The 20,171-nt window shown below is 64.7% G+C and carries 18 protein-coding genes; 13 read left to right on the plus strand and 5 right to left on the minus strand.

Annotated elements, in window-relative coordinates; all coding sequences use genetic code 11:
* Together cobD and cbiB are read right to left on the minus strand one after the other, a co-directional pair.
* On the minus strand, positions 1-1,008 hold the full coding sequence (cobD, locus tag ACFOLG_RS03390; protein WP_386088362.1) for a threonine-phosphate decarboxylase CobD: 1,008 nt from the start codon (positions 1,006-1,008) through the stop codon (positions 1-3).
* Positions 1,001-1,939 carry an adenosylcobinamide-phosphate synthase CbiB gene (gene cbiB / locus ACFOLG_RS03395; protein WP_386088363.1) on the minus strand — a complete coding sequence of 313 codons (939 nt, stop codon included), beginning with the start codon at positions 1,937-1,939 and terminating at the stop codon, positions 1,001-1,003. The genes cobD and cbiB overlap by 8 nt, the downstream gene beginning before the upstream one ends.
* Positions 1,940-2,071: 132 nt before the next feature.
* Here cbiB and ACFOLG_RS03400 point away from each other — a divergent pair, with 132 nt between their 5' ends.
* Positions 2,072-3,547, plus strand: coding sequence for a cobyric acid synthase (locus ACFOLG_RS03400; RefSeq protein ID WP_386088365.1), 1,476 nt, complete (start codon positions 2,072-2,074; stop codon positions 3,545-3,547).
* A 243-nt stretch (positions 3,548-3,790) separates the two neighbouring features.
* On the opposite strand, the gene ACFOLG_RS03405 is transcribed toward ACFOLG_RS03400, so the two are convergent.
* The gene (locus tag ACFOLG_RS03405; RefSeq protein WP_386088367.1) at positions 3,791-4,840 is read right to left on the minus strand and encodes a DMT family transporter; all 1,050 of its coding nucleotides are present in this window, start codon (positions 4,838-4,840) and stop codon (positions 3,791-3,793) included.
* Between the two features lie 54 nt (positions 4,841-4,894).
* On the minus strand, positions 4,895-5,164 hold the full coding sequence (locus ACFOLG_RS03410) for a metal-sensing transcriptional repressor (RefSeq protein WP_386088369.1): 270 nt from the start codon (positions 5,162-5,164) through the stop codon (positions 4,895-4,897).
* A gap of 192 nt (positions 5,165-5,356) precedes the next feature.
* On the opposite strand from ACFOLG_RS03410, the gene ACFOLG_RS03415 reads away from it, so the two are divergent.
* The 3 genes from ACFOLG_RS03415 to ACFOLG_RS03425 are packed head-to-tail and all read left to right on the plus strand — an operon-like array spanning position 5,357 to position 7,692.
* Positions 5,357-6,310, plus strand: a complete 954-nt coding sequence (locus tag ACFOLG_RS03415; RefSeq protein ID WP_386088371.1) for a chromate resistance protein ChrB domain-containing protein — start codon at positions 5,357-5,359, stop codon at positions 6,308-6,310.
* Between the two features lie 36 nt (positions 6,311-6,346).
* Positions 6,347-7,537: a chromate transporter gene (locus ACFOLG_RS03420; protein ID WP_386088373.1), complete on the plus strand. Its 1,191-nt coding sequence runs from the start codon at positions 6,347-6,349 to the stop codon at positions 7,535-7,537.
* Between the two features lie 23 nt (positions 7,538-7,560).
* Positions 7,561-7,692, plus strand: coding sequence for a hypothetical protein (locus tag ACFOLG_RS03425; protein ID WP_386088376.1), 132 nt, complete (start codon positions 7,561-7,563; stop codon positions 7,690-7,692).
* 301 nt (positions 7,693-7,993) lie between these two features.
* Here the strand turns inward: ACFOLG_RS03425 and ACFOLG_RS03430 are convergent, their stop codons facing one another.
* Complete coding sequence (locus ACFOLG_RS03430) at positions 7,994-8,902, minus strand: LysR family transcriptional regulator (RefSeq protein ID WP_386088379.1); 909 nt, start codon at positions 8,900-8,902, stop codon at positions 7,994-7,996.
* 330 nt (positions 8,903-9,232) lie between these two features.
* Here ACFOLG_RS03430 and ACFOLG_RS03435 point away from each other — a divergent pair, with 330 nt between their 5' ends.
* The 9 genes from ACFOLG_RS03435 to ACFOLG_RS03475 all read left to right on the plus strand — a co-directional run bounded on the left by ACFOLG_RS03435 (position 9,233) and on the right by ACFOLG_RS03475 (position 20,146).
* On the plus strand, positions 9,233-10,408 hold the full coding sequence (locus tag ACFOLG_RS03435; protein WP_386088382.1) for an amidohydrolase family protein: 1,176 nt from the start codon (positions 9,233-9,235) through the stop codon (positions 10,406-10,408).
* Positions 10,401-11,417: an SMP-30/gluconolactonase/LRE family protein gene (locus ACFOLG_RS03440; RefSeq protein WP_386088384.1), complete on the plus strand. Its 1,017-nt coding sequence runs from the start codon at positions 10,401-10,403 to the stop codon at positions 11,415-11,417. The genes ACFOLG_RS03435 and ACFOLG_RS03440 overlap by 8 nt, the downstream gene beginning before the upstream one ends.
* Positions 11,418-11,482: 65 nt before the next feature.
* Positions 11,483-13,123 carry a DUF1302 domain-containing protein gene (locus tag ACFOLG_RS03445; protein WP_386088387.1) on the plus strand — a complete coding sequence of 547 codons (1,641 nt, stop codon included), beginning with the start codon at positions 11,483-11,485 and terminating at the stop codon, positions 13,121-13,123.
* Between the two features lie 16 nt (positions 13,124-13,139).
* On the plus strand, positions 13,140-14,507 hold the full coding sequence (locus tag ACFOLG_RS03450) for a DUF1329 domain-containing protein (RefSeq protein WP_386088389.1): 1,368 nt from the start codon (positions 13,140-13,142) through the stop codon (positions 14,505-14,507).
* A 76-nt stretch (positions 14,508-14,583) separates the two neighbouring features.
* Positions 14,584-15,837, plus strand: a complete 1,254-nt coding sequence (locus tag ACFOLG_RS03455; RefSeq protein WP_386088391.1) for an MFS transporter — start codon at positions 14,584-14,586, stop codon at positions 15,835-15,837.
* Entirely contained in the window at positions 15,776-17,728 is a 1,953-nt protein-coding gene (locus ACFOLG_RS03460) for a phytoene desaturase family protein (RefSeq protein WP_386088394.1), read from the plus strand. The genes ACFOLG_RS03455 and ACFOLG_RS03460 overlap by 62 nt, the downstream gene beginning before the upstream one ends.
* Complete coding sequence (locus tag ACFOLG_RS03465; protein WP_386088396.1) at positions 17,728-18,153, plus strand: nuclear transport factor 2 family protein; 426 nt, start codon at positions 17,728-17,730, stop codon at positions 18,151-18,153. The genes ACFOLG_RS03460 and ACFOLG_RS03465 overlap by 1 nt, the downstream gene beginning before the upstream one ends.
* Before the next feature lie 23 nt (positions 18,154-18,176).
* A complete protein-coding gene (locus ACFOLG_RS03470; protein WP_386088398.1) occupies positions 18,177-18,959 on the plus strand; it encodes an SDR family NAD(P)-dependent oxidoreductase in 783 nt (260 codons plus the stop codon).
* A 29-nt stretch (positions 18,960-18,988) separates the two neighbouring features.
* The gene (locus tag ACFOLG_RS03475; RefSeq protein WP_386088400.1) at positions 18,989-20,146 is read left to right on the plus strand and encodes an alpha/beta hydrolase family protein; all 1,158 of its coding nucleotides are present in this window, start codon (positions 18,989-18,991) and stop codon (positions 20,144-20,146) included.
* The last annotated feature ends 25 nt before the right edge of the window (positions 20,147-20,171 follow it).

Below are 20,171 nucleotides of genomic sequence, written 5' to 3' on the forward strand. Positions count from 1 at the left end.
CTAGCTGGAATGGGAACCCTGCCGGGCGGCGTGAAAGGCCTGCAGCGCGTCTGCGAGGCGCCGCCAGCCTGGCTCGTCGGCCGGCAGGCCGAAGCGCACGCTGTGCGACCCGGCGAAAAAGCGGCAGAGTATGCCCCGCCGTGCCAGGAATTCATGCAGGGCGGGCGCTTGCGGGTGGTCCAGCCACTGGAACAGCGCTGTGCCGCCGCTTGGCGGCAGGCCATGCGCGTGCAGCAGGGTGGCGAGGCGGTTTCCCTCGGCCGCGAGCAGGCTGCGCGTGTCGGCGTGCCAGCCGGTATCGAGCAGGGCAAGCCGGGCCGCGGCGCGCGCCGGCCCCGCCAGCGTCCAGGGTCCCAGGGCCTCGCGCAAGGCGTCGAGCAGTTCGCGCCAGGCGAATACGAAGCCGACCCTGACGCCGGCAAGGCCGAAGAACTTGCCGAGCGAGCGCAGCACGATCAGGCCCGCAGCCCCGCTTTGCGGTACCAGGCTGTCGGCGGGCGCACAGTCCATGAACGCCTCATCGACGATCAGCCAGCCGCCGCGTGCGGCCAGGGCGGCATGCCAGCGCAGCAGGGTCGCCGCCGCAAAGCGGGCGCCGGTCGGGTTGTTCGGGTTCACCAGCAACAGTACGTCTAGCTGCGGCAGCGCCGCGTCTATCTGCTCGGGGGTCAGTTTTTCGACCTGGTGCCCGTGACGCTGCCAGGCATGGGCATGCTCGGCATAGCTGGTGGCCAATAGCCCCACGCAGCCAGCCGGTCGCAGCAGCGGCAGCGCCTGGATGGCCGCCTGCGAGCCGGCCACCGGCAATAGGCTGGCATTGCCGTAATAGCCGGCGGCGGCGTCCTCCAGGCCGTCGTGCTCTTCTGGCAGGCGCTGCCAGCAGCTGGCAGGCAGCGCGGGTACCGGCCAGCCGTGCGGGTTCAGCCCGGTGGACAGGTCCAGCCATTGTTGCTGCGGGATGCCGTAGCGCCGCGCCGCGGCGAGAATGCCGCCTCCGTGTTCAAGCACCGCTCAGCTCCATCATTGTGCCGGCCAGCAGCGCCAGAGCCACCCACAGCACCAGACCGTGGTCGACCAGCCGTATCGCGCGGCTGATGTCGTGCGTGCCGGGCATGCGGCCAACCCCTAACGCAGGGCGCTGCTTCAGGCTGCCGTGGTAGCGGGCGGCGCCGCCCAACGTCACGCCGAGCGCGCCGGCGCCGGCGGCCATCACCGGGCCGGCGTTCGGGCTGTACCAGGTGGGCGCCTGCTGGCGCCAGCAGCGCCAGCCGTCGCGGAGATTGCCAAGAACGATGTAGGTCAGGGCGGTGAGCCGGGCCGGAATGTAGTTCATTACATCGTCAAAGCGTGCCGCGGCCCAGCCAAAGTGCAGGTAGCGCTGGTTTTTGTAGCCCCACATCGCGTCCAGGGTATTGGCGAGCCGGTACAGCACCACACCCGGTGCGCCCAGCAGCAGGAACCAGAACACTGCGGCGAACACCGCGTCGCTGCCGTTTTCCAGTACCGATTCAATGGTGGCGCGCGCCACGTCCGGTGCGGCCAACGTAGCGGTTTCGCGGCTGACGATCATGCCGACCCGCTGGCGGGCCAGCGGCAGATCGTTGCCGTGCAGCGCATCGACCACCGCCTGCGCGTGCTGGCCCAGGCTCCTGGCGCCAATGGCGAGGTAGAGCAGCGCGACGCTGGCAACGCCGCCAAGGTAGGGCAGCCGCGCCAGCAGGGCTGCCAGCAGGCTGAACGGCAACAGCAGTAAGGCAATGCCGAGCACGCCGCGCAGCCGCATTTGCAGCATGGATGCGTGGCCGGGGTCGGCCGGGTAGAGCGCCGCCTCGACGCGCCGCACCAGGCTGCCGAAACCCACCAGCGGATGCCAGCGGCGCGGCTCGCCCAGCAGTTTGTCGAGCAGTACCGCCAGCAGCAGAAAAACGGAAGTGAACACCGGATGCGCCTATATAATCTCGGCCGTTCTGGTCGGTGCTGCCGCGCCCGGGGCGCGATCTGGCTACCGACAGCCGAATCGAAAGACCGCAATTCTAGGGCCAATGCCCGAAAAAGCGTACGGAGTTTAGCCATGCCAGCCAAAACCCTGATGATCATGGGGACCACATCCGATGCCGGTAAGAGCACGCTTGCCACCGGGCTGTGCCGCCTGCTGGCGCGACGAGGTATCCGGGTGGCGCCGTTCAAACCGCAGAATATGGCGCTCAACAGCGCGGTGACGGTGGACGGTGGCGAGATCGGCCGCTCGCAAGCGGTGCAGGCGCTGGCCTGCGGCATCGAGCCGCACACCGACATGAACCCCATCCTGCTCAAACCCAACAGTAATACCGGTTCGCAGGTGATCGTGCAGGGGCGGGTGCTGTCGAACATGGATGCGCGCAGTTACCACGCCTACAAGCCGCGCGCGATGCAGGCAGTGCTGGAGTCGCATCAAAGGCTGGCCGCACAGTACCAGTGCGTGGTGGTGGAGGGGGCGGGCAGCCCGGCCGAGATCAACCTGCGCGAGGGCGATATCGCCAATATGGGCTTTGCCGAGGCGGTGGACTGCCCGGTGCTGCTGGTGGCCGACATTGACCGTGGCGGCGTGTTTGCCCACCTGGTGGGCACGCTGGCGCTGTTGTCGCCGAGCGAGCGGGCCAGGGTGGTAGGGCTGGTGATCAACCGCTTTCGCGGCGACGTGGCCCTGCTGCAGCCCGGCATAGACTGGCTGGAGCAACATACCGGCAAGCCGGTGCTGGGCGTGCTGCCGTACCTGCAGGGGCTGCATATCGAAGCCGAGGACAGCCTGAGCCAGGGCGCCGCGCTGCCGGCAGCGGGCGCCGTCCAGCGCTTGCGCGTGGTGGTGCCGGCGCTGCCGCGGCTGAGTAATCACACCGATTTCGATGCGCTGCGGCTGCACCCGCAGGTGGCGGTGAGCGTGGTGCGTGCCGGCGAAACGATCCCGCCGGCCGACCTGATGGTACTGCCCGGTAGCAAGAACGTTCGTCATGATCTCGACTGGTTGCGTGCCAATGGCTGGGAGCCCGCCATCCATCGCCACTTGCGCTATGGCGGTAAGTTGATCGGCATCTGTGGTGGCTTCCAGATGCTGGGCAGGCAACTCCATGATCCATTCGGGCTGGAAGGCCCTGCCGGCAGCTCAATCGGCTTTGGCCTGCTGGATATGGAAACCACATTGACTGCTCACAAGCGGCTGGCCCAGGCTGAAGGACGGCTGGCATTTGCTGACGCAGCGGTAAGCGGCTACGAGATACACATGGGCGTGTCGAGCGGCCCGGCGCTGGATAAGCCGGCTGTCACGCTGGCCGGCGGCTGTGACGGTGCGGTGTCTGCCGACGGCCAGGTGCTGGGCAGCTACCTGCATGGCCTGTTCGACCACCCGGAGGCTTGCCAGGCCTTGCTGCGCTGGGCCGGGCTGCAGCAGCCGGCGGCGCATGACTACCGCGCCGAGCGGGATAAGCATATTGACCGCCTTGCCGACATGCTTGAACGGCATCTCAAGCTGGATTCTCTTGGTGTACTGCAGTCTGCGGATTTTCCTGCCTGATCGGTCGACTACATCAGCTGGAGGGTGTGTCTGAAAGCTGAGGTAAGACTGTCTGCTCTTACATTGGCTGTCGAGTAGCCGCTTTGTGCAAAAAGGTAGGCGCACTCACCTCTGCTTGTGGCTGTCCGCTTTGGCCGACCTCCCGGCAGTCAAGCGAGCGTCACCGGCAGGGCGTCGGCCTAAGCGGACGATCCATCGCTATGTGATGAATGCCTGCAGGTGCCCCCAGAGTGGACCGTTAGGTCAGTGCTTATGCCTGTGGTGCGAGTCAGGGAAATGCGGATGGGAATGTGTCAGCACATCGTGCCGATGCTGATGCCGGTGCTTGGTGTCTGGTGCAACCGGATAGTCATGCTTGTGTTGGTGATGCGCATCATGCACGTGCTCGTGCTCATGTTCCAACGCTTCATGCGTGTGTTCATGTTCGTGGCGTTCGGTGAGGTGCAGCCAGATGCCGAGCGCCATCAAGCCACCGGCAAGCAACAGCGGTAGGGTGATCGGTTCCCCCATGGCCAGCGCCAGCAGCGCACCGAAGAACGGCGCAACCGAGAAATAGGCACCGGTGCGAGCCGTACCGAGGTGACGCAGCGCTACCACGAACAGCGCCAGGCTCACACCATAGGCAAGGAAGCCAACGATCATGGCGCCGGCAAGGTTGGGTAGCGGCGGCAGAGACGCCCCCAGCATTAACGCCAGCGCCAGGTTGACCGAACCGGCCGCCAGCCCTTTGACCGAGGCGATCCAGGTGGCATCCGTCAGGGAGACCTTGCGGGTCAGGTTGTTGTCGATACCCCAGGCGAAGCAAGCGCCAACTATCGCCAGTGCCGGCCACACGCCAGCGAAGCGTGCCTCGCCCGGCCAACTCAGGATCAGTGCCCCTGCAACAATGGCCACCATCCCCAAGGCAATGCGATGGTCGAAGTTTTCCTTGAAAGCGAACCAGGCCAGCAGCGCGGTGAACACGCCTTCGGCATTGAGCAGCAGCGACGCCCCGGAAGCGGGCATCCCGGTCAGCCCCAGCATCAGCAGCACCGGTCCGATGACACCGCCCGACACGATGGCCCCGATAAACCATGGGGCTTCATGGCGCGGCAAGCGGACGGCTGGCGCCCGCGTCAGGCGACGGTACAGTGTCAGGCCAACGCCAGAGCCCAGGTAGAGCAGCCCGGCCAGCAGCCATGGGTTCACGTTGTGCAGCAGCAGCTTGGCAAACGGCGTCCCCGCGCCGAATAACAGCGCGGCGCCCAGCGCCGCCGGCACGCCAGTCTGGCGTAGTCCTTCTTTCCAATTCATGACGATTTCTCACTTGCCAGGTAGTCGCCCTGTTCCGCGCCGGACAGACGTCCGCTACAGGTATTTGGTGATCTCTTTGAACTCGCGCAGGGTAGCGTCCGCGCTTTGCTGGCCCTCGCGCACCGCGTGTTCCAGGCAGTGCTCGATATGGTCATGCACCAGGATTTTCTTGGCATTGGTGACGGCGCTTTCGACGGCCTGAAGCTGCTGGACAATGTCCAGGCAGCTGCGTCCCTCTTCGAGCATGGCAATGATGCTCTTGAGGTGGCCATCGGCGCGCTTGAGCCGTTTGATGATGTCAGGGTGGGAGGTGTGTGTGCTCATGGCTTTACATCCTATCCGGGGGGATAGGAAAAGACAAGGAAACCGAGATCCAGTAGCAAGACTTCCTGACGTCTGAACTGTCCAGGCTTGTGCCGGCCTCCAGTCGGTTACTGGTAAGTGTAATGAGTTTTGCGCTAAATGTAATATCACCAACATTACAGATGGTGTAATGTTCATTGCAAAGGAGGTGCAATGGATCAGATCAACTGGCTCGCCTTGGTCACCAGCGTGGCAGGGCAAAACGGCACCCTGCGGGTGCGGCTCTGGCGGCAGATGAAAGCGATCGGCGCTGCCGCGCTACGCGACGGCGTCTACCTGTTGCCGGCCCGGCCCGAACTGCGCCAGGCGCTGGTCAACTTGCGCGATGAGCTGTTGGCCGCAGATGGTATGGCCCACGTGCTGCAGGTGGTGGAAGACGACCCAACAGCCCAGGCGGAATGGCGGGCGCTGTTCGACCGGAGCGAGGCCTACCAGCAATGGAGCGAGGCGCTGGCGGCGCTGCTGGCACAGCTACCGGCGTCGGAGGGCGAAGCCCGGCGCAGTCTGCGCCAGCTGCGCAAGGAGCTGGAAGCGATTGCCGCCATCGACTTTTTTACCGGTGAATCGCTGGAATCGGCCCGTCGGCAATGCAACGACGCCGAGAAGCGGCTGACCCGCCACTACGCGCCGGATGAGCCACTGGCGGTTGACGGCGACATCCCCCGCCGCGCCCTGGCTGACTACCAGCAGCGACTGTGGGCCACCCGGGCGCGGCCATGGGTGGATCGAATTGCCTCGGCCTGGCTGATCCGCCGCTTCATCGACCCCGCGGCTCGCTTCGTCTGGCTGACCGACATCCACGCCTGCCCGGTGGAAGCGCTGGGCTTCGATTTCGACGGGGCGACGTTCTCTCATATCGGGGAGCGGGTGACGTTCGAGGTGCTGCTGGCGAGCTTCGGCTTCGAGCACGATCCGGCCCTGGCCCGACTCGGTGAGCTGGTGCACGCACTCGATGTCAGCGGCAGCGTGGTGCCGGAGGGCGTCGGCTTCGAAGCCGTGCTGGGCGGCGCGCGCAGCCGGATCGCGGACGATGACCTGCTGCTGGCTGACATCAGCAACGTCCTGGACTCGCTCTACACCCATTTCCAGGGTACGGCCAAACCGTAAGCTCCCCTGACAATCTTTCCGAAGCAGGAGATCACCTTGAGCAATGCCAGCAATACCGCGCCCCTCAGTACGCATCCTGCCTACACCTTGTGGCAGCTGGTGCTGTACTTCCTGCGCCTTGGCACCTTCGGTTTCGGCGGGCCGGTGGCCCTGGTCGGCTACATGCACCGCGACCTGGTCGAGCGTCTCGACTGGATCTCCGAGTCCGACTACAAGGAAGGCATCGCCCTGGCCCAGCTGGCCCCAGGGCCGATGGCCGCACAAACCGCCATTTACCTGGGCTATGTGCATTACCGCACCCTGGGCGCCACCCTGGTCGGGCTGGCCTTCGTGCTGCCCTCGTTCCTGATGGTGGTGGCACTGGGCTGGGCCTATCAGCAATTTGGCGGACTGCAATGGATGCAGGCCGTGTTCTACGGGGTCGGTGCCGCGGTGATCGGCATCATTGCGATCAGCGCCCACAAGCTGACTACCAAGAGCGTCGGCAAGGACAAGCTGCTGTGGGCCATCTTTCTGACCCTGCTCGCCGTCACGGTGGTCACCGAGTCGGAAATCGCCTGGCTGTTCCTGGCGGCCGGTATCGTGAGCTGGCTCTGGAATGCGCCGCCCAAATGGCTGGGCAAAGGCAGCATGAATGCGGTCGCCGTTGCCCAGTTGCCGAGCATCAGCGGCTTGCTGGCCGAGCTGGATTTATCGTTGCTGGGCCAGATTGGCGTCTTCTTCGCCAAGGCCGGGGCGTTCGTGTTCGGTTCTGGACTGGCCATCGTGCCGTTCCTCTACGGCGGCGTAGTAACTGAGCATCACTGGCTCAACGACAAGCAGTTCGTCGATGCCGTTGCCGTCGCCATGATCACGCCGGGGCCGGTGGTGATCACGGTGGGCTTCATCGGCTACCTGGTCGCCGGGCTGCCAGGTGCCTGCGTGGCGGCGCTGGGCACCTTCCTGCCGTGCTACCTGTTCACCGTGCTGCCTGCACCGTACTTCAAGAAGTATGGCAAGTTGCCGGGGGTGGTGGCATTCGTGAACGGCATCACCGCTGCGGCGGTCGGTGCGATCACCGGCTCCGTCATCGTGATCGCCAAACGTTCGCTGATTGACGTGCCCACCGTGCTGCTGGCGCTTGGCACCGTCTTGTTGCTGTGGCGTTTCAAGAAGCTGCAAGAGCCGGTGATCGTCGGTGGTGCCGCTGCGATCGGCCTGCTGCTGTACCCGCTGCTGCATCACTGACATCGACCGGAAGGAGAGTGCCCATGACTTACCAGATCCAACCGTTGGCCTGCGATGCGGCCAACCTCAATGGTCTGTCCGAGCAGCTGATCCGTAGCCACCACGAGAACAATTACAGCGGCGCGCTAAAGGTACAAAGCACCCTTGGTAAGTAGGGCCAATATCGCTGCGAGCCTTGTGCCGCGACCTCTCGGACGCGGGGTCGTTGCGGCTGGGAGGGACGGGCATTTCACGTCTCGTGCCCAGATTTTTTAATTAATCCGCCCCCTATATGTAGGGAGGGAAAGTTAGTGAAAATTTCCTGCCTTGCCAGACAAGGCTTTTTTCATCTTTGTGAACTCACAGCGAAGCTGAATCGGCGAAGAATTTCTGAAAAAATCTGACTTCTCTACAAAGTTATTGAAAAAGCCATGGGGCAGTGACTGCAGTATCTCGAAACGCCGGGGCGATTCAGAGTCAGTACATGTCCGCTGCCGTATCCTGAATCATCTGCTTGACCCAGTGCGTGGCAGGGTCGATGTCCTTGTACTGGTGCCACTGCAGGCTCCAGCCCATGGTCGGGATGGCGATAGGGGTTGGCAGGATGCGGATGGGCAGATGCTGGGCCCAAAAATTGGCTAGCCGCCGGTGGATGGTGGCAATGCGCGATGTGCCAATTACATACTGCGGCACGGCGGTGAAGGTGGGAACGGTAATTTCCGGCCGGCGATCAATACCGTATTTTTCCAGTAGCCAGGTATCTACGCTGGGGCGCCGTAGCGAGCCAAAACTCACAATCACATGGCCAAGTTTCAGGTACTGGTCGATGCTGATTTCCTCTTCGATCTGCTGATTGTCGCGGCAGCAGATACAGACAAAGTCTTCCGAGAAAATGCTGCAGCTCGGGTGCTTTTCCGAGATGGCATTGCTTGGCAGCAGCAGAAAATCAGCGTTGCCATTCTCCAGTTCTTCTATCGGCGCATCAGTCGGTGTGATCAGTTCAAAGGTGATGCCGGGTGCGATTTTGGCTGCTTGGCGGACGACTGCCGGCATCAGCACCATCGCGGTGTAGTCGGACATGATGAAGGTGAACTTGCGCTGCGACTGCGTCGGGTCGAACTCGGGGCGCTGCTCAATCGTAGTCTGCACCTGCAGCAGGATGCTGCGCACCGGCTTCACCAGGCTTTCCCCCAGCGGCGTCAGTACCATTTTTCTGCCAACCTGCACCAGCAATTCATCGTTGAAAAACTCCCGCAGCCGGGCCAGTGCGCCACTGGTGGCCGACTGGCTGAGGAACACCTGCTGTCCGGCGCGAGTGATGTTCTGTTCGGTGAGCAGGGCGTCGAGCACCACCAGCAAATTCAGGTCTAGGCGATTGAAGCGCATCTGGGGTCCAGTTCCGGTTTCGTCGTGGCTTAGGTATCCACATCTTCGATACATGACATAGTAACAAACGATTTAACGGATGTTGAGCGCCACTCTATGCTCTGTTCAAACGCTGTCGATGCGCTGGCCGGAATACCTGGTTACCGCGGTGAGCAGCGAACCACGCAACAGGATAGAGGGCGAGAACATGGCGATGAGTGTGGACGGTAGTGCAGGCATGCCGGTCGGTGGCGGGAGCTGCGCCACCCGTGGCATGTGCCGTTGGCACGGCGCGGGCATGCTCGCAACGACTGTTGTAATGGCAGCCCATGCCGGGCAGGTGGGGTGGCGATGAATACCATCCAGCTGCATACCTGTGGCGCCGGCTGCTTGCCGGATTGCGCCGCAGCCGGCAAGGCCAAACAGGCCGCAGCGGCGCGCGTGCCGTCGCAGCTGACGGTGGATGTGCACTGTCACGCATTTGTACCGGCGGCAGAGGCGCTGGTGGCCGAGCAGCCGGCTCGGCTGGCGGAAAAGAGCGCATTCGATCGCAGCACGGGGCCGGCCTCGGTGCAGCACAACCTGCAGCACATGCTGCCGGCGGCTGCCCCGCGTCTGACCAGCCTGAGTGCCCGCCTGGCGGACATGGATGCCATGGGCGTGGATATCCAGCTCGTCAGCCCGTCCCCGGCGCAATACAACAACTGGGCGCCGCCGGAGCTGGCCGAGCAGCTGGTGACGCTGCAGAACGAAGCCATTGCCGGCTTGTGCGCCGAACAGCCGGCGCGCTTGCTCGGGCTGGGTGCGGTGTCGCTGCAGCACCCGCAGCTGGCGGTAAAGCAGCTGGAGGTGGCGGTGCGGCAGCTTGGCCTGCGCGGGGTCGAGATTTCCACCTGCATTGCCGGGCTCGAGCTGTCCGACGAAGCGTTTGCGCCATTCTGGGCCAAGGCGGAGGCGCTGGGCTGCGTGGTGTTCATCCATCCGTTCGGCAGCAGTCTGGGGCCACGGCTGGCGCCGTATTACCTCTCCAATCTGATCGGCCAGCCGCTGGAGACCACCATCGCGCTGTCGCAGCTGATCTTCAGCGGCACGCTGGACCGCCATCCCGGCCTGAAACTGTTGGCCGCACACGGCGGCGGCTACCTGCCGTTTTATCCCGGGCGCAGCGACCACGGCTACCGCGTGCGGCCGGAGGCGGGCGGCTGCGCCAAGGCGCCCAGCGAATATCTCTCCCAAATCTGGTTCGACTCGCTGGTGTACCAGCCGCAGGCATTGCGGGCGCTGATCGCGCAAGTGGGCATTTCGCAGGTGGTGCTCGGCACCGACTACCCGTTCGATATGGGCAGCTATGAGCTGCACCAGCTGCTGGGCGAACTCACCGAGCTGACGGCCGCGCAGCGCGCCGCCTTGCTGCATGGCAATGCGGAACGCCTGCTGGGCATCACGCTGCCGCCACCCGGCGCCGCCGCGCCTGCTGCCCATCACCACACCCATCACCTTGGCAAAGGGGAAACCTTGCATGGCTAACAACCCACTCAAAGGCTGGCAGCTGGATCGCGCCGCCATCCGCACCCTCGGCGAAGGCCTGCAGCGGCCGGAGTGCATTCTGGCGGAGCCGGATGGCTCGCTGTGGACTGCCGACGCCCGTGGCGGCGTGGTGCACATCACGGCGGATGGCCGCCAGACCCTGGTGGCGCAGCAGGCCGGCAAAGGGTTGGCCGCAGATGCCTCGGCCGCCGAGCGCATGCTGGGCGGCACCTTGCCCAACGGCCTGGCGTTCGACCGCGACGGCAACATCGTGATCGCCAATTTCGGCACTGATGCCATCGAGCTGATGAGCCGTGATGGCCAGTCGCGGCTGCTGTATGACCAGATCGACGGCCAGCCGCTGGGCAAGGCCAACTTCGTGCTGTGCGATTCGCGTGGCCGTATCTGGTTCTCGGTCACCACCCGCCAGGTGCCGTGGACCCGCTCCATCAATGAAAAAACCGCCGATGGCTATGTCGGCGTGATCGACGACAACGGCATTCGCATCGTGGCGGACGGTTTTGTCGGCACCAACGAGATCCGCTTCGATGCCGCCGAAGAGTGGCTGTACGTGGTGGAAACCAATGCCCGGCGCATCTCCCGCGTGCGCATCGGCGCAGACGGCAAGGAGCTGGCGCGCGAAATCTACGGCCCGGCCGACCTCGGCGGCTTCCCCGACGGCTTTGCCTTCGACGCCTACGGCAATCTGTGGATCACCCTGATCCTGACCGAGCGCCTGATCGCGCTGACCCCGGAAGGCGAAGTGCTCACGCTGCTGGACGACGGCAACCCCGAGGCTCTGGCCATCTATGAACAGCACTACCAGGCCGGCACCACCACCCCGGAACTGATGGGCGCCTGCAAGGGCACGCTGGCGCCGATGATGGCGAGCCTGACCTTTGGCGGGCCGGACCTGCAAACCGTGTATTTGGGTAGTCTGGCCGGAGACCGGCTGCCCTTTTTCCGCGCTCCGGTAGCGGGGCAGCCTCTGGCGCACTGGAGGCAATAAGCAGCGCACGCAGTACCACTGGCACGCCCCGCGCGGGCGGCACAACAAACACAGGAGGAGAGACAGTGGGAAACAGTCAAATCAACACGCACCGTCGCCAGGGCAGTAAACGCAGCCAGCTGCGCCCGCTGGTACTGGCCATCGCCTGCGGCCTGGCCGCAGCCAGCGCCCAGGCCTTCGAGATCGCCACCGACAACGAAGACCTGAGCATCCGCTGGGACAACACGGTGAAGTATTCCGCGGCCTATCGCTTGCAGGATGCCGATTCGCGCCTCACCGCCGCGCCGTTCAGCGGCTTTGCCAACACCGATGACGGCGACCGCAACTTCCGCAACGCCGGGGTGATTTCCAATCGCCTGGATCTGCTGTCCGAGCTGGACGTGGTGTACAAGAAAAACTACGGCTTCCGCGTCAGTGGCGCCGCCTGGTACGACTCGGTATACAACGGCGGCAACGACAACGATTCGGCGGCCACCTCCAACAACGTATCGGTGGCCAACAACGAATTCACCGACGGCACCAAGAAGCTGCATGGCCAGGACGCCGAGCTGCTGGATGCCTTCGTGTTCGGCAAGGCCGACCTGGCCGGGATGCCGCTGACCGCCCGCCTGGGCCGCCACACCGTGCTGTGGGGCGAGAGCCTGTTCTTTGGCGGCAACGGCATTGCCAACGCCATGGCGCCGATCGACGTGGTGAAAGCCATGTCGGTGCCCAATACCAAGTTCCAGGAGCTGATGCGGCCGGTGAACCAGCTGTCGTCCCAGCTGCAGATCACCCCGGATGTGGCGCTGGGCATGTTCTACAAGCTGGAGTGGGACAAGACCCGCTTGCCGGGCGCCGGCAGCTACTTCTCCGGCATCGACATGCTGAGCGATGGCGCGGAGAGCATCTACGTGCCGGGGCTGGGCAAACTTGACCGTGCCAGCGACATCGAGGCCAAGGATTCCGGGCAGGGCGGGGTAAGCCTGCGCATGCGTTCCGGCGATGTCGACTACGGTCTGTATGCCGCACGCTACCACGAGACCGGGCCGCAGATTTACATCCTGCCGGTGAGCGGGCAATACCGCTGGGTATATCCGGAAGGGGTAAAAACTTTCGGTGCGAGCGCCTCCACCACCTTCGAGAACGTCAACGTCGCGGCCGAGGTCTCGGTGCGCCACAACACGCCGCTGGCCAGCGACGCGCAGATCGACGTGACCGGCACCGCCGACAACAGCGACAACGCGTTGTACGCGATTGGTAAATCGGCGCATGCGCAGGTGAACTGGCTGGCCAGCCTGGGGCCGTCGTGGATCGCGCGCGAGGCGGATTTCCTCGGTGAAATCGCCTGGAACCGCATGACCTCCATCACCAAGAACGCCTCGGCGCTCAACCCCAATGCCACCCGCGATGCCACCAATATCCGCGTGGTGTACGAGCCGAAATACCGCCAGGTACTGCCGGGGCTGGACCTGTCGGTACCGATCGGCATCGGCTACGGCCTGAGCGGCAATTCCGCGGTGGTGGCGTCGTTCAATGGCGAGAAAGTGGGCGACCTCAGCATCGGGGTCAACGGTACTTACCTGGACGACTGGCGCTTCGGCCTGAGCTACACCCACTACTTCGGCCCGGTGGACAACGGCATCGACGCCAATGGTCACGGTTCCTACAAGCAGAACCTTGCCGACCGCGACTACATCGCGCTGTCGGTACGCCGCACATTCTAATAAAGAGGAGACACAGATGAGAGAAGTGACCCTGCTGCGCGCCACCGTGCTGGCCGCGCTGATGTTGTCCGCCGCGGGCGCCCACGCCGCGGTGTCCGCGGACGAGGCTGCCAAGCTGAAAGGCGAGCTGACCCCGTTCGGCGCCGAAAAAGCCGGCAACAAGGATGGCAGCATTCCCGCCTGGAGCGGTGGCAGCACCAAACCGAGCGCCGGTTTCAAGAACGGCGGCCGCCGTCCGGACCCGTTTGCCGACGAGAAGCCGCTGTTCGTGATTACCGCCGACAATATGGCGCAGTACAACGACAAGCTGACCGATGGCCTCAAGGCGATGCTGAAGAAGTACCCGAAGACCTTCAAGGTGCCGGTGTACCAGACGCACCGTACCGCGGCCGCGCCGCAGTGGGTGTATGAAAACACCTTGGACAACGCCACCCGCGCCAAGCTGGTCAACCACAAGCTGACCGGCGCCTACGGCGGCATTCCGTTCCCGATTCCGAAGAGCGGCGAAGAAATCATGTGGAACCACCTGTCGCGCTGGCGCGGCAGCTCCTTCCACGTCGACGTGCGCGGCATGCAGACCACCGCCGACGGCAAGCACGTGCCGACCGTGTTTGCCTCCGGCGACTTCCAGATGCCGTACTACTTCAAGGATGGCTCGCTCGACAAGTTCGAGAAGGATAACCAGGGCGTGATGTGGAGCATCCGGCTGCTGAACTACGGCCCGGCCATCCGTGCCGGCGAGTCCATCGTTGGCCGCGAAAACATCGATCCGGACAAGGCGCAGGTATGGGTGTACATGACCGGCCAGCGCCGGGTACGCAAGCTGCCGAACGCCTGCTGCGATACACCGACCCCGGCCAGCGCCGGCATCTCGCTGTTCGACCAGACCGACGTGTTCAACGGCCGTACCGACCGCTTCAGCTGGAAAGTGCTGGGCAAGAAGGAGATGTACATCCCCTACAACGCCAACCGCATGTTCCAGCGCCCGATCAGCAAGGTGCTGCTGGACAACCACCTGAACCCGGAAGACCAGCGCTTTGAGCTGCACCGCGTGTGGGTGGTGGAAGCCACCGTGGCCCCGGGCAAGCGCCACCTGGCGTCCAAGCGTCGCTACTACGTGGACGAGGACACCTGGAATGCGGTGCTGGCCGACCACTGGGACGGTAATGGCCAGCTGTGGCAGATGGGCTTCTCGCTGCCGGTCAGCATGCCGGACATCCCGGCCACCGTGTCGCCACAGAGCTTCGGTTTCTATGACCTGTTGTCCGGTGCCTGGTATGTCGACGGCCTGACCAACGACTCCAAAGAGCAGTACAAGGTGATGCCGGTGTATGCCGATACCACCTTCACGCCGGAGGCGATGGCCGGCGAGGGGGTTCGCTAAGCCCTAGTGTTGCGTTGCCCCGGCGGCCTTGTCGCCGCCGGGGCATACCGAACCTCCTCAGATCGGAGCCTTCATCATGACTTCTACACAACAGCACGCGCCGCTTGCCCGGCCGTTGCATGCCTACCTGCTGCTGCTCTGCGGCTGCATGTCGGTGCTGGCCGCGGTAGTGATCGCGCCCATCCTGCCCAAAATGCAGACCCATTTTGCCGGTGTCGAGCGCGTCGAGTTCCTGGTACCGCTGGTGCTGACCGCGCCCGGGCTGGTGATTGCCGCCTTGTCACTGTTCATCGGCGCGGTGGCCGACAAGGTTGGCCGCAAGCGGCTGCTGGTTGCCGCGCTGGTGGCGTATGCCGCCTTCGGCGTCAGTCCGCTGTGGATCGACTCGCTGCACACCATCTTTGCCACCCGCATCGGGGTCGGCCTGGCCGAAGCGGTGATCATGACCTGCTGCACCGCGCTGATCGGCGACTACTTCCGTGGCGTACAGCGCGAACGCTATCTGGCGCTGAATACCACCTTTGCCTCCACCTCGGCGGTGATCTTCATCGCGGTTGGCGGCGCGCTGGGCGAGTTCGGCTGGCGGGTGCCGTTCGGGGTGTACGCCATCAGCCTGCTGCTGGCACCGCTGACCCTGTGGCTGCTGTGGGAGCCGGCCAAGCGCCGTGCGGCCAACGTGGTCCAGGCCGTGGACGCCGATGAGCTGCCGTGGAGTGCCCGCCGGCAGCTGGGCATCTGCGGCGTGACGCTGGCCGGTGGTATCGCCTTTATGGCGGTGCAGGTACACATCGCCTATCTGCTGCAAAGCGTCGGCGTGGTATCCAGTACCCAGGTCGGCCTGATCGCCTCGCTGGCGCAGCTGGCGGTGGTGGTGGGCTCGCTGCTGTTCCGCAGCGTGCTGCGCCGCGGGCTGGGCACCAGCGCCCGGCTGGGGCTGGCGTTCGGCATCGTCGCCTGCGGCTACCTGCTGGCCGGCAGCGCGTACAGCATGGAGCAGGTGACGGGCGGCGCGGTGCTGACCGGTATCGGCTGCGGCATCCTGATGCCCACCTTGCAGGTGTGGAACATGAACAACCTGCCGCAATCGCATCGCGCGCTGGGTACCGGCGCCTGGATGGCGGCGTTCTTCCTCGGCCAGTTCCTGACCCCGCTGGTGGTGGTTGGCCTGGCCGGTTACAGCGGTGGCATCGCCGCCGCCATCAAGCTGATGGGCGCGCTGCTGGCCCCGGTGGCGCTGCTGCTGTTGCTGCTGGCCTCCCGCCAGCGCAGTGCCGCGGCATCAAGCATCCGTAAACACGATAAGAACATTCGCCCGCTCGGTAACGACTGAGGCGGTTTGCAAGGAGACATACATGACGCAGCAATACGACATCGTCGCCATGGGCGCCGGCCACAACGGCCTGGTGGCGGCCGCCTACCTGGCCAAGGCCGGCAAGAAAGTGCTGGTGCTGGAGCGCAAATCCTACCCGGGTGGCGGCGTATCCACCCAGCAGCTGAATACCCCCGGCTACTGGCATGACGAGCATTCCAGCGTGCACATCATGATCCAGGGCAACCCAATGCTGCGCCAGGACGAGCTGGGGCTGCTGTCGCAGCACGGTCTCGACTACCACTACTCGCCGGTGCCGCACGCCACCATCTTTCCCGACCAGTCGGTGCTGTACACCTATAAGGATATCGACAAGACCTGCGAGTGCTTCGCCAAACTGTCGCCGAAGGACGCCGAGACTTACCGCCAGTTCGTGAAAATGAGCCAGCAGTTCCTGGAAGTGTTCATGCCGGGGCTGTACACGCCGCCGCCGCCGCTGGGCGAGCTGTTCGCCATGCTCGACCGCACCGAGGAAGGGCGGACCATGCTGGACTACATGAACCGCGACTGCCTCGACCTGGTGAACCAGCTGTACGAGAACGACAAGATCAAGATCCACCTGCTGCGGCTGGTAAGCGAGAACCTGCAGGCGCCCAACGAGCTGGGCACCGGCATGGGCGTGCTGCTGATGCCGGGCATCATCCACACCTACGGCGTGTCGCAGCCGATCGGCGGCAGCGGCAAGCTCACCGAGTCGCTGGTGCGCTGTATCGAAAGCCACGGCGGCGAAGTGCGCTGCAATGCCGAAGTGGCACGCATCCTGACCAGCGACGGCCGCGCCAGCGGCGTGGAGCTGGCCGACGGCGAGCGCATCATGGCGCGCGATGCGGTAATCGGCGCGCTGCACCCGCACGTGATCCGCCGCTTTGTCGAGGGCGTGCCGGAGCCGGTGCTCAAGCGTGCCGAACGCGCCACGCTGGCACCGTTCTCCATCATGGTCAGCCACTACGACCTGAAGGAAAACGCCAAATACTACGCCGGCGAGGAGGTGGGCTACGCCACCATGCTGGAGTTCATGGCCACCGACAAACTGGACGAGATGCTGGCCGACTTCGACGACCTCAAGCGCGGCCTGATTACCGAGCGCCGCCTGTGCGCCGGCGGCGACGAAAGCATCGGCGACAAGACGCGGGTGCCGGCCGGTGCCGGCATGTTCCACGGCATCACCTTCGCGCCGTATCAGGTGAAAGACCCGCGCTGGGCCGACAAGCACTGGGACGAATTCAAGGAAGAGATCGGCGACCTGTCGCTGGCGCACTACCGCAAGTACGTGTCCAACCTCAGCAGCGACAACATCATTGCCCGCAAGATCGTCAGCCCGGTGGATCTGGAGCGCAGCAGCCCCAACAGCATGATGCGCGGCGACCTGCACGGCGTGGCGCCGTATCTGTACCAGAGCGCCGGCCACCGTCCGACGCCGGACCTGGGCCAGTTCACCGTGCCGGGCGTGGAGCGGCTGTTCCTGGCCGGCCCGTTCCAGCATCCGGGTGGCGGCGTGTACGGCGCCGGCCGCGCCACCGCCATCAAGATGTTCGAAGCGCTGGGCATGGATTTCAACTCGGTGGCCAAGGGCGCGCGGCAGGATGGCGCGGCACCGCTGCCGCCGGCCGCCAAGCCTGTGGCCAACGTGTCCAGCGGCCTGGTACTGCGCGGCCCCAATGACGAAGAGCTGATGAATGTCGAATCGCTCAAGCGCGTGGGCGACGAGCTGGTGATCAAGGGCAAGAGCTTCGGCACCATGCCGATGGAAGCCCGCCTGGATGCGGCCTCGGCCCGCGCCGGCCTGAAGATGCTGGGCGTCAAGCAGCTGGCCTTCCTGGCCACGCTGCCATTCCGCAAGGGAGGCGAGTAATGGACCGCAACCGCTTCGAGCAGTACATCGCCCGTTTCAACGCCGAAGACGCCAGTGCCTTCGACGATTTCCTGGCGCCCGAGGTCACGGTGCAGAACGGTCGCCTGCATTACTGCGGCGTGCAGGGCATGAAGGATCACTACGCCAAGATCTGGGGAAAGATGAAGGAAACGCTGAGTGTGCGCCGCTTCGTGTGTGACGGCAGCACGCTGGCGGTGTGGCTGGAAACCCACTTTGCCGTGCAGCAGGACGACGCGGCCAGCCTGTTCGGCAGCGTGCGCGCCGGCGAGAGCTTCGACTACAGCGGGCTGGTGATGTACCAGCTGGACGCTGCCGGCAAGTTCGCCGACATCAAGGTGGCGTACTTCGATTTTGTGCGTACCGATCTCAACGGCGTCCGGCACTCGCTGGGCATCGTGCACTGATGCCGCAGCGGGAGGGTGCGCAGATGAACACAGCAGGCAACGGCCGTCTGGCCGGCAAGGTGGCCATCGTCACCGGCAGCGGCAGCGGCATCGGTCGCGGCTGTGCGCTGATGTTTGCCCGCGAGGGTGCACGGGTGGTGGGTGCCGATATCGACGCCGCCGCGGCGCAGGACACCGTAAGGTTGGCCGCGGCCGAGGGGCTGCATATCGACAGCCTGCAGCCGTGCGACCTGACCGACCCGGCGCAGGTGCAGGCGCTGGTCGATTTCACCGTGGCGCGCCACGGCGGGCTGGATGTGCTGGTGAATGCCGGTGCCTTCGGCGCCTTCAAGTGGATCGAGGACATGGACTACCACGCCGACTGGAAACGCACGCTGAGCGGCGAGCTGGACGTGGTGTTCCTGCCGTGCCAGGCCGCCTGGCCGCAGCTGAAGGCGCGGGGCGGTGGCGCCATCATCAACTTTGCCTCGGCCAATGCTCACGGTGCCTTCAAGCCGCTGCCGGCGCTGGCGCACTGCGCCGGCAAGGGCGGGGTGCTGGCGATGACGCGGCAACTGGCGATGGAGGGCGGGGCGCATGGCATCCGTGCCAACACCATTTCGCCGGCGCTGATCGAAACCAGCGCCACCCGCATCCCGCTGAGCACCATTCCCGGCTTCCGCGACGCGGTGCTGGACAAGACCATGATCAAGCGGCTGGGGCAGCCCGAGGACATCGGCTGGTGTGCCATTTTCCTGGCCTCGGATGAAGCCAGCTGGATTACCGGCGCGGACATTCCCGTCGATGGCGGTTCCACTGCCTGGTAAACCGGATTTCAAAATCAAGGAGCAATAGCGTGTTTCGATATTTTCCGACCAATTATGTGTGGAACCTGGGCATCGACCTGGCCATCGAGATGGGCGCGCGCATCGGCGAAATCGAGGAGATGTGCGCGCCGCTGATCGAAGCCTCCAGGCAGCCGGATGCCGAAGGCGTGCGCGCCTTCCGCGGAAGCTGGGTGCGCATGGGCGACAAGCTGTGCAGCCTGGCGGCCGACGATGAAGAGCAGGGGCGGCTGATTTCCGCCGGCGACAAGCTGCAGCGCGCGGCCATCTACTACCTGACCGCCGAGCGCATGCTGGGCCATGGTGACCCGACGCGTACTGCGCTGTATGCCCGCTTCCAGCAGGTGTTCAACCGCGGCATCGCGCTGTCGCATGCCAATTGCCAGCGGGTGGAGATTCCCTACGGTGACAGCCATATCGCCGGGTTGTATGTGCGCGCCGAAGGCGTGCAGGGGCGTCAGCCGCTGCTGGTACAGGTCAACGGCCTGGATAGCACCAAGGAAATGAAATACTTCGTTGGCCTGCCGCGCTGGCTGGCACAGCGTGGCGTGGCGTCGCTGATCATCGACCAGCCGGGCACCGGTGAGGCGCTGCGCCTGCAGGGGCTGAAGGCGGTGTTCAACAGCGAGCAGTGGGCCAGCAAGGTGGTGGATTACCTGGAAACCCGCGACGACATCGACCCGCAGCGCATCGGCCTGGAAGGCGTGTCGCTGGGCGGTTACTACTGCCCGCGTGCGGTGGCGTTTGAGCCGCGTTTCGCCATGGGCGTGGTGTGGGGTGCCAACCACGACTGGCGCGATGTGCAGAAGAAACGCCTGCAGCGCGAAGGAGATTTCCCGGTGCCGCACTATTGGGAGCACGTGCGCTGGGTGTGGGGCGGCGACAGCATCGACGACTTCATGCAGATCGCCGAGAACGTGCACCTGGACGGCGTGCTCGACCGCATCAAGGTGCCGTTCCTGGTCACCCACGGCGAGAAGGATTCGCAGATTCCGCTGAAATGGGCCGAGCGCACCTATGAGCAGCTGGTGAACAGCCCCAAGCGCGAGCTGAAGGTATTCACCGACCGCGAAGGCGGCGTGCAGCATTCCAGCTTCGACAACAGCGCCAATGCCGGTGCCTACATCGCCGACTGGGTTGCCGAGACCCTGGGCGGCCGTACCGTCTGACGTTAAAAACCACCACCCACCACCT

The sequence above is a fragment of the Vogesella facilis genome, from assembly GCF_042648525.1.
Lineage (GTDB): Bacteria > Pseudomonadota > Gammaproteobacteria > Burkholderiales > Chromobacteriaceae > Vogesella > Vogesella facilis.

Excerpts from the sequence above, each read along its gene's own strand:
- ACFOLG_RS03470 (WP_386088398.1), top strand. The coding sequence starts at position 18,177 with ATGAACACAGCAGGCAACGGCCGTCTGGCCGGCAAGGTGGCCATCGTC.
- ACFOLG_RS03410 (WP_386088369.1), bottom strand. The coding sequence starts at position 5,164 with ATGAGCACACACACCTCCCACCCTGACATCATCAAACGGCTCAAGCGC.
- ACFOLG_RS03400 (WP_386088365.1), top strand. The coding sequence starts at position 2,072 with ATGCCAGCCAAAACCCTGATGATCATGGGGACCACATCCGATGCCGGT.
- ACFOLG_RS03425 (WP_386088376.1), top strand. The coding sequence starts at position 7,561 with ATGACTTACCAGATCCAACCGTTGGCCTGCGATGCGGCCAACCTCAAT.
- ACFOLG_RS03430 (WP_386088379.1), bottom strand. The coding sequence starts at position 8,902 with ATGCGCTTCAATCGCCTAGACCTGAATTTGCTGGTGGTGCTCGACGCC.
- ACFOLG_RS03440 (WP_386088384.1), top strand. The coding sequence starts at position 10,401 with ATGGCTAACAACCCACTCAAAGGCTGGCAGCTGGATCGCGCCGCCATC.
- ACFOLG_RS03435 (WP_386088382.1), top strand. The coding sequence starts at position 9,233 with ATGAATACCATCCAGCTGCATACCTGTGGCGCCGGCTGCTTGCCGGAT.
- ACFOLG_RS03455 (WP_386088391.1), top strand. The coding sequence starts at position 14,584 with ATGACTTCTACACAACAGCACGCGCCGCTTGCCCGGCCGTTGCATGCC.
- ACFOLG_RS03415 (WP_386088371.1), top strand. The coding sequence starts at position 5,357 with ATGGATCAGATCAACTGGCTCGCCTTGGTCACCAGCGTGGCAGGGCAA.
- ACFOLG_RS03465 (WP_386088396.1), top strand. The coding sequence starts at position 17,728 with ATGGACCGCAACCGCTTCGAGCAGTACATCGCCCGTTTCAACGCCGAA.
- ACFOLG_RS03450 (WP_386088389.1), top strand. The coding sequence starts at position 13,140 with ATGAGAGAAGTGACCCTGCTGCGCGCCACCGTGCTGGCCGCGCTGATG.
- ACFOLG_RS03405 (WP_386088367.1), bottom strand. The coding sequence starts at position 4,840 with ATGAATTGGAAAGAAGGACTACGCCAGACTGGCGTGCCGGCGGCGCTG.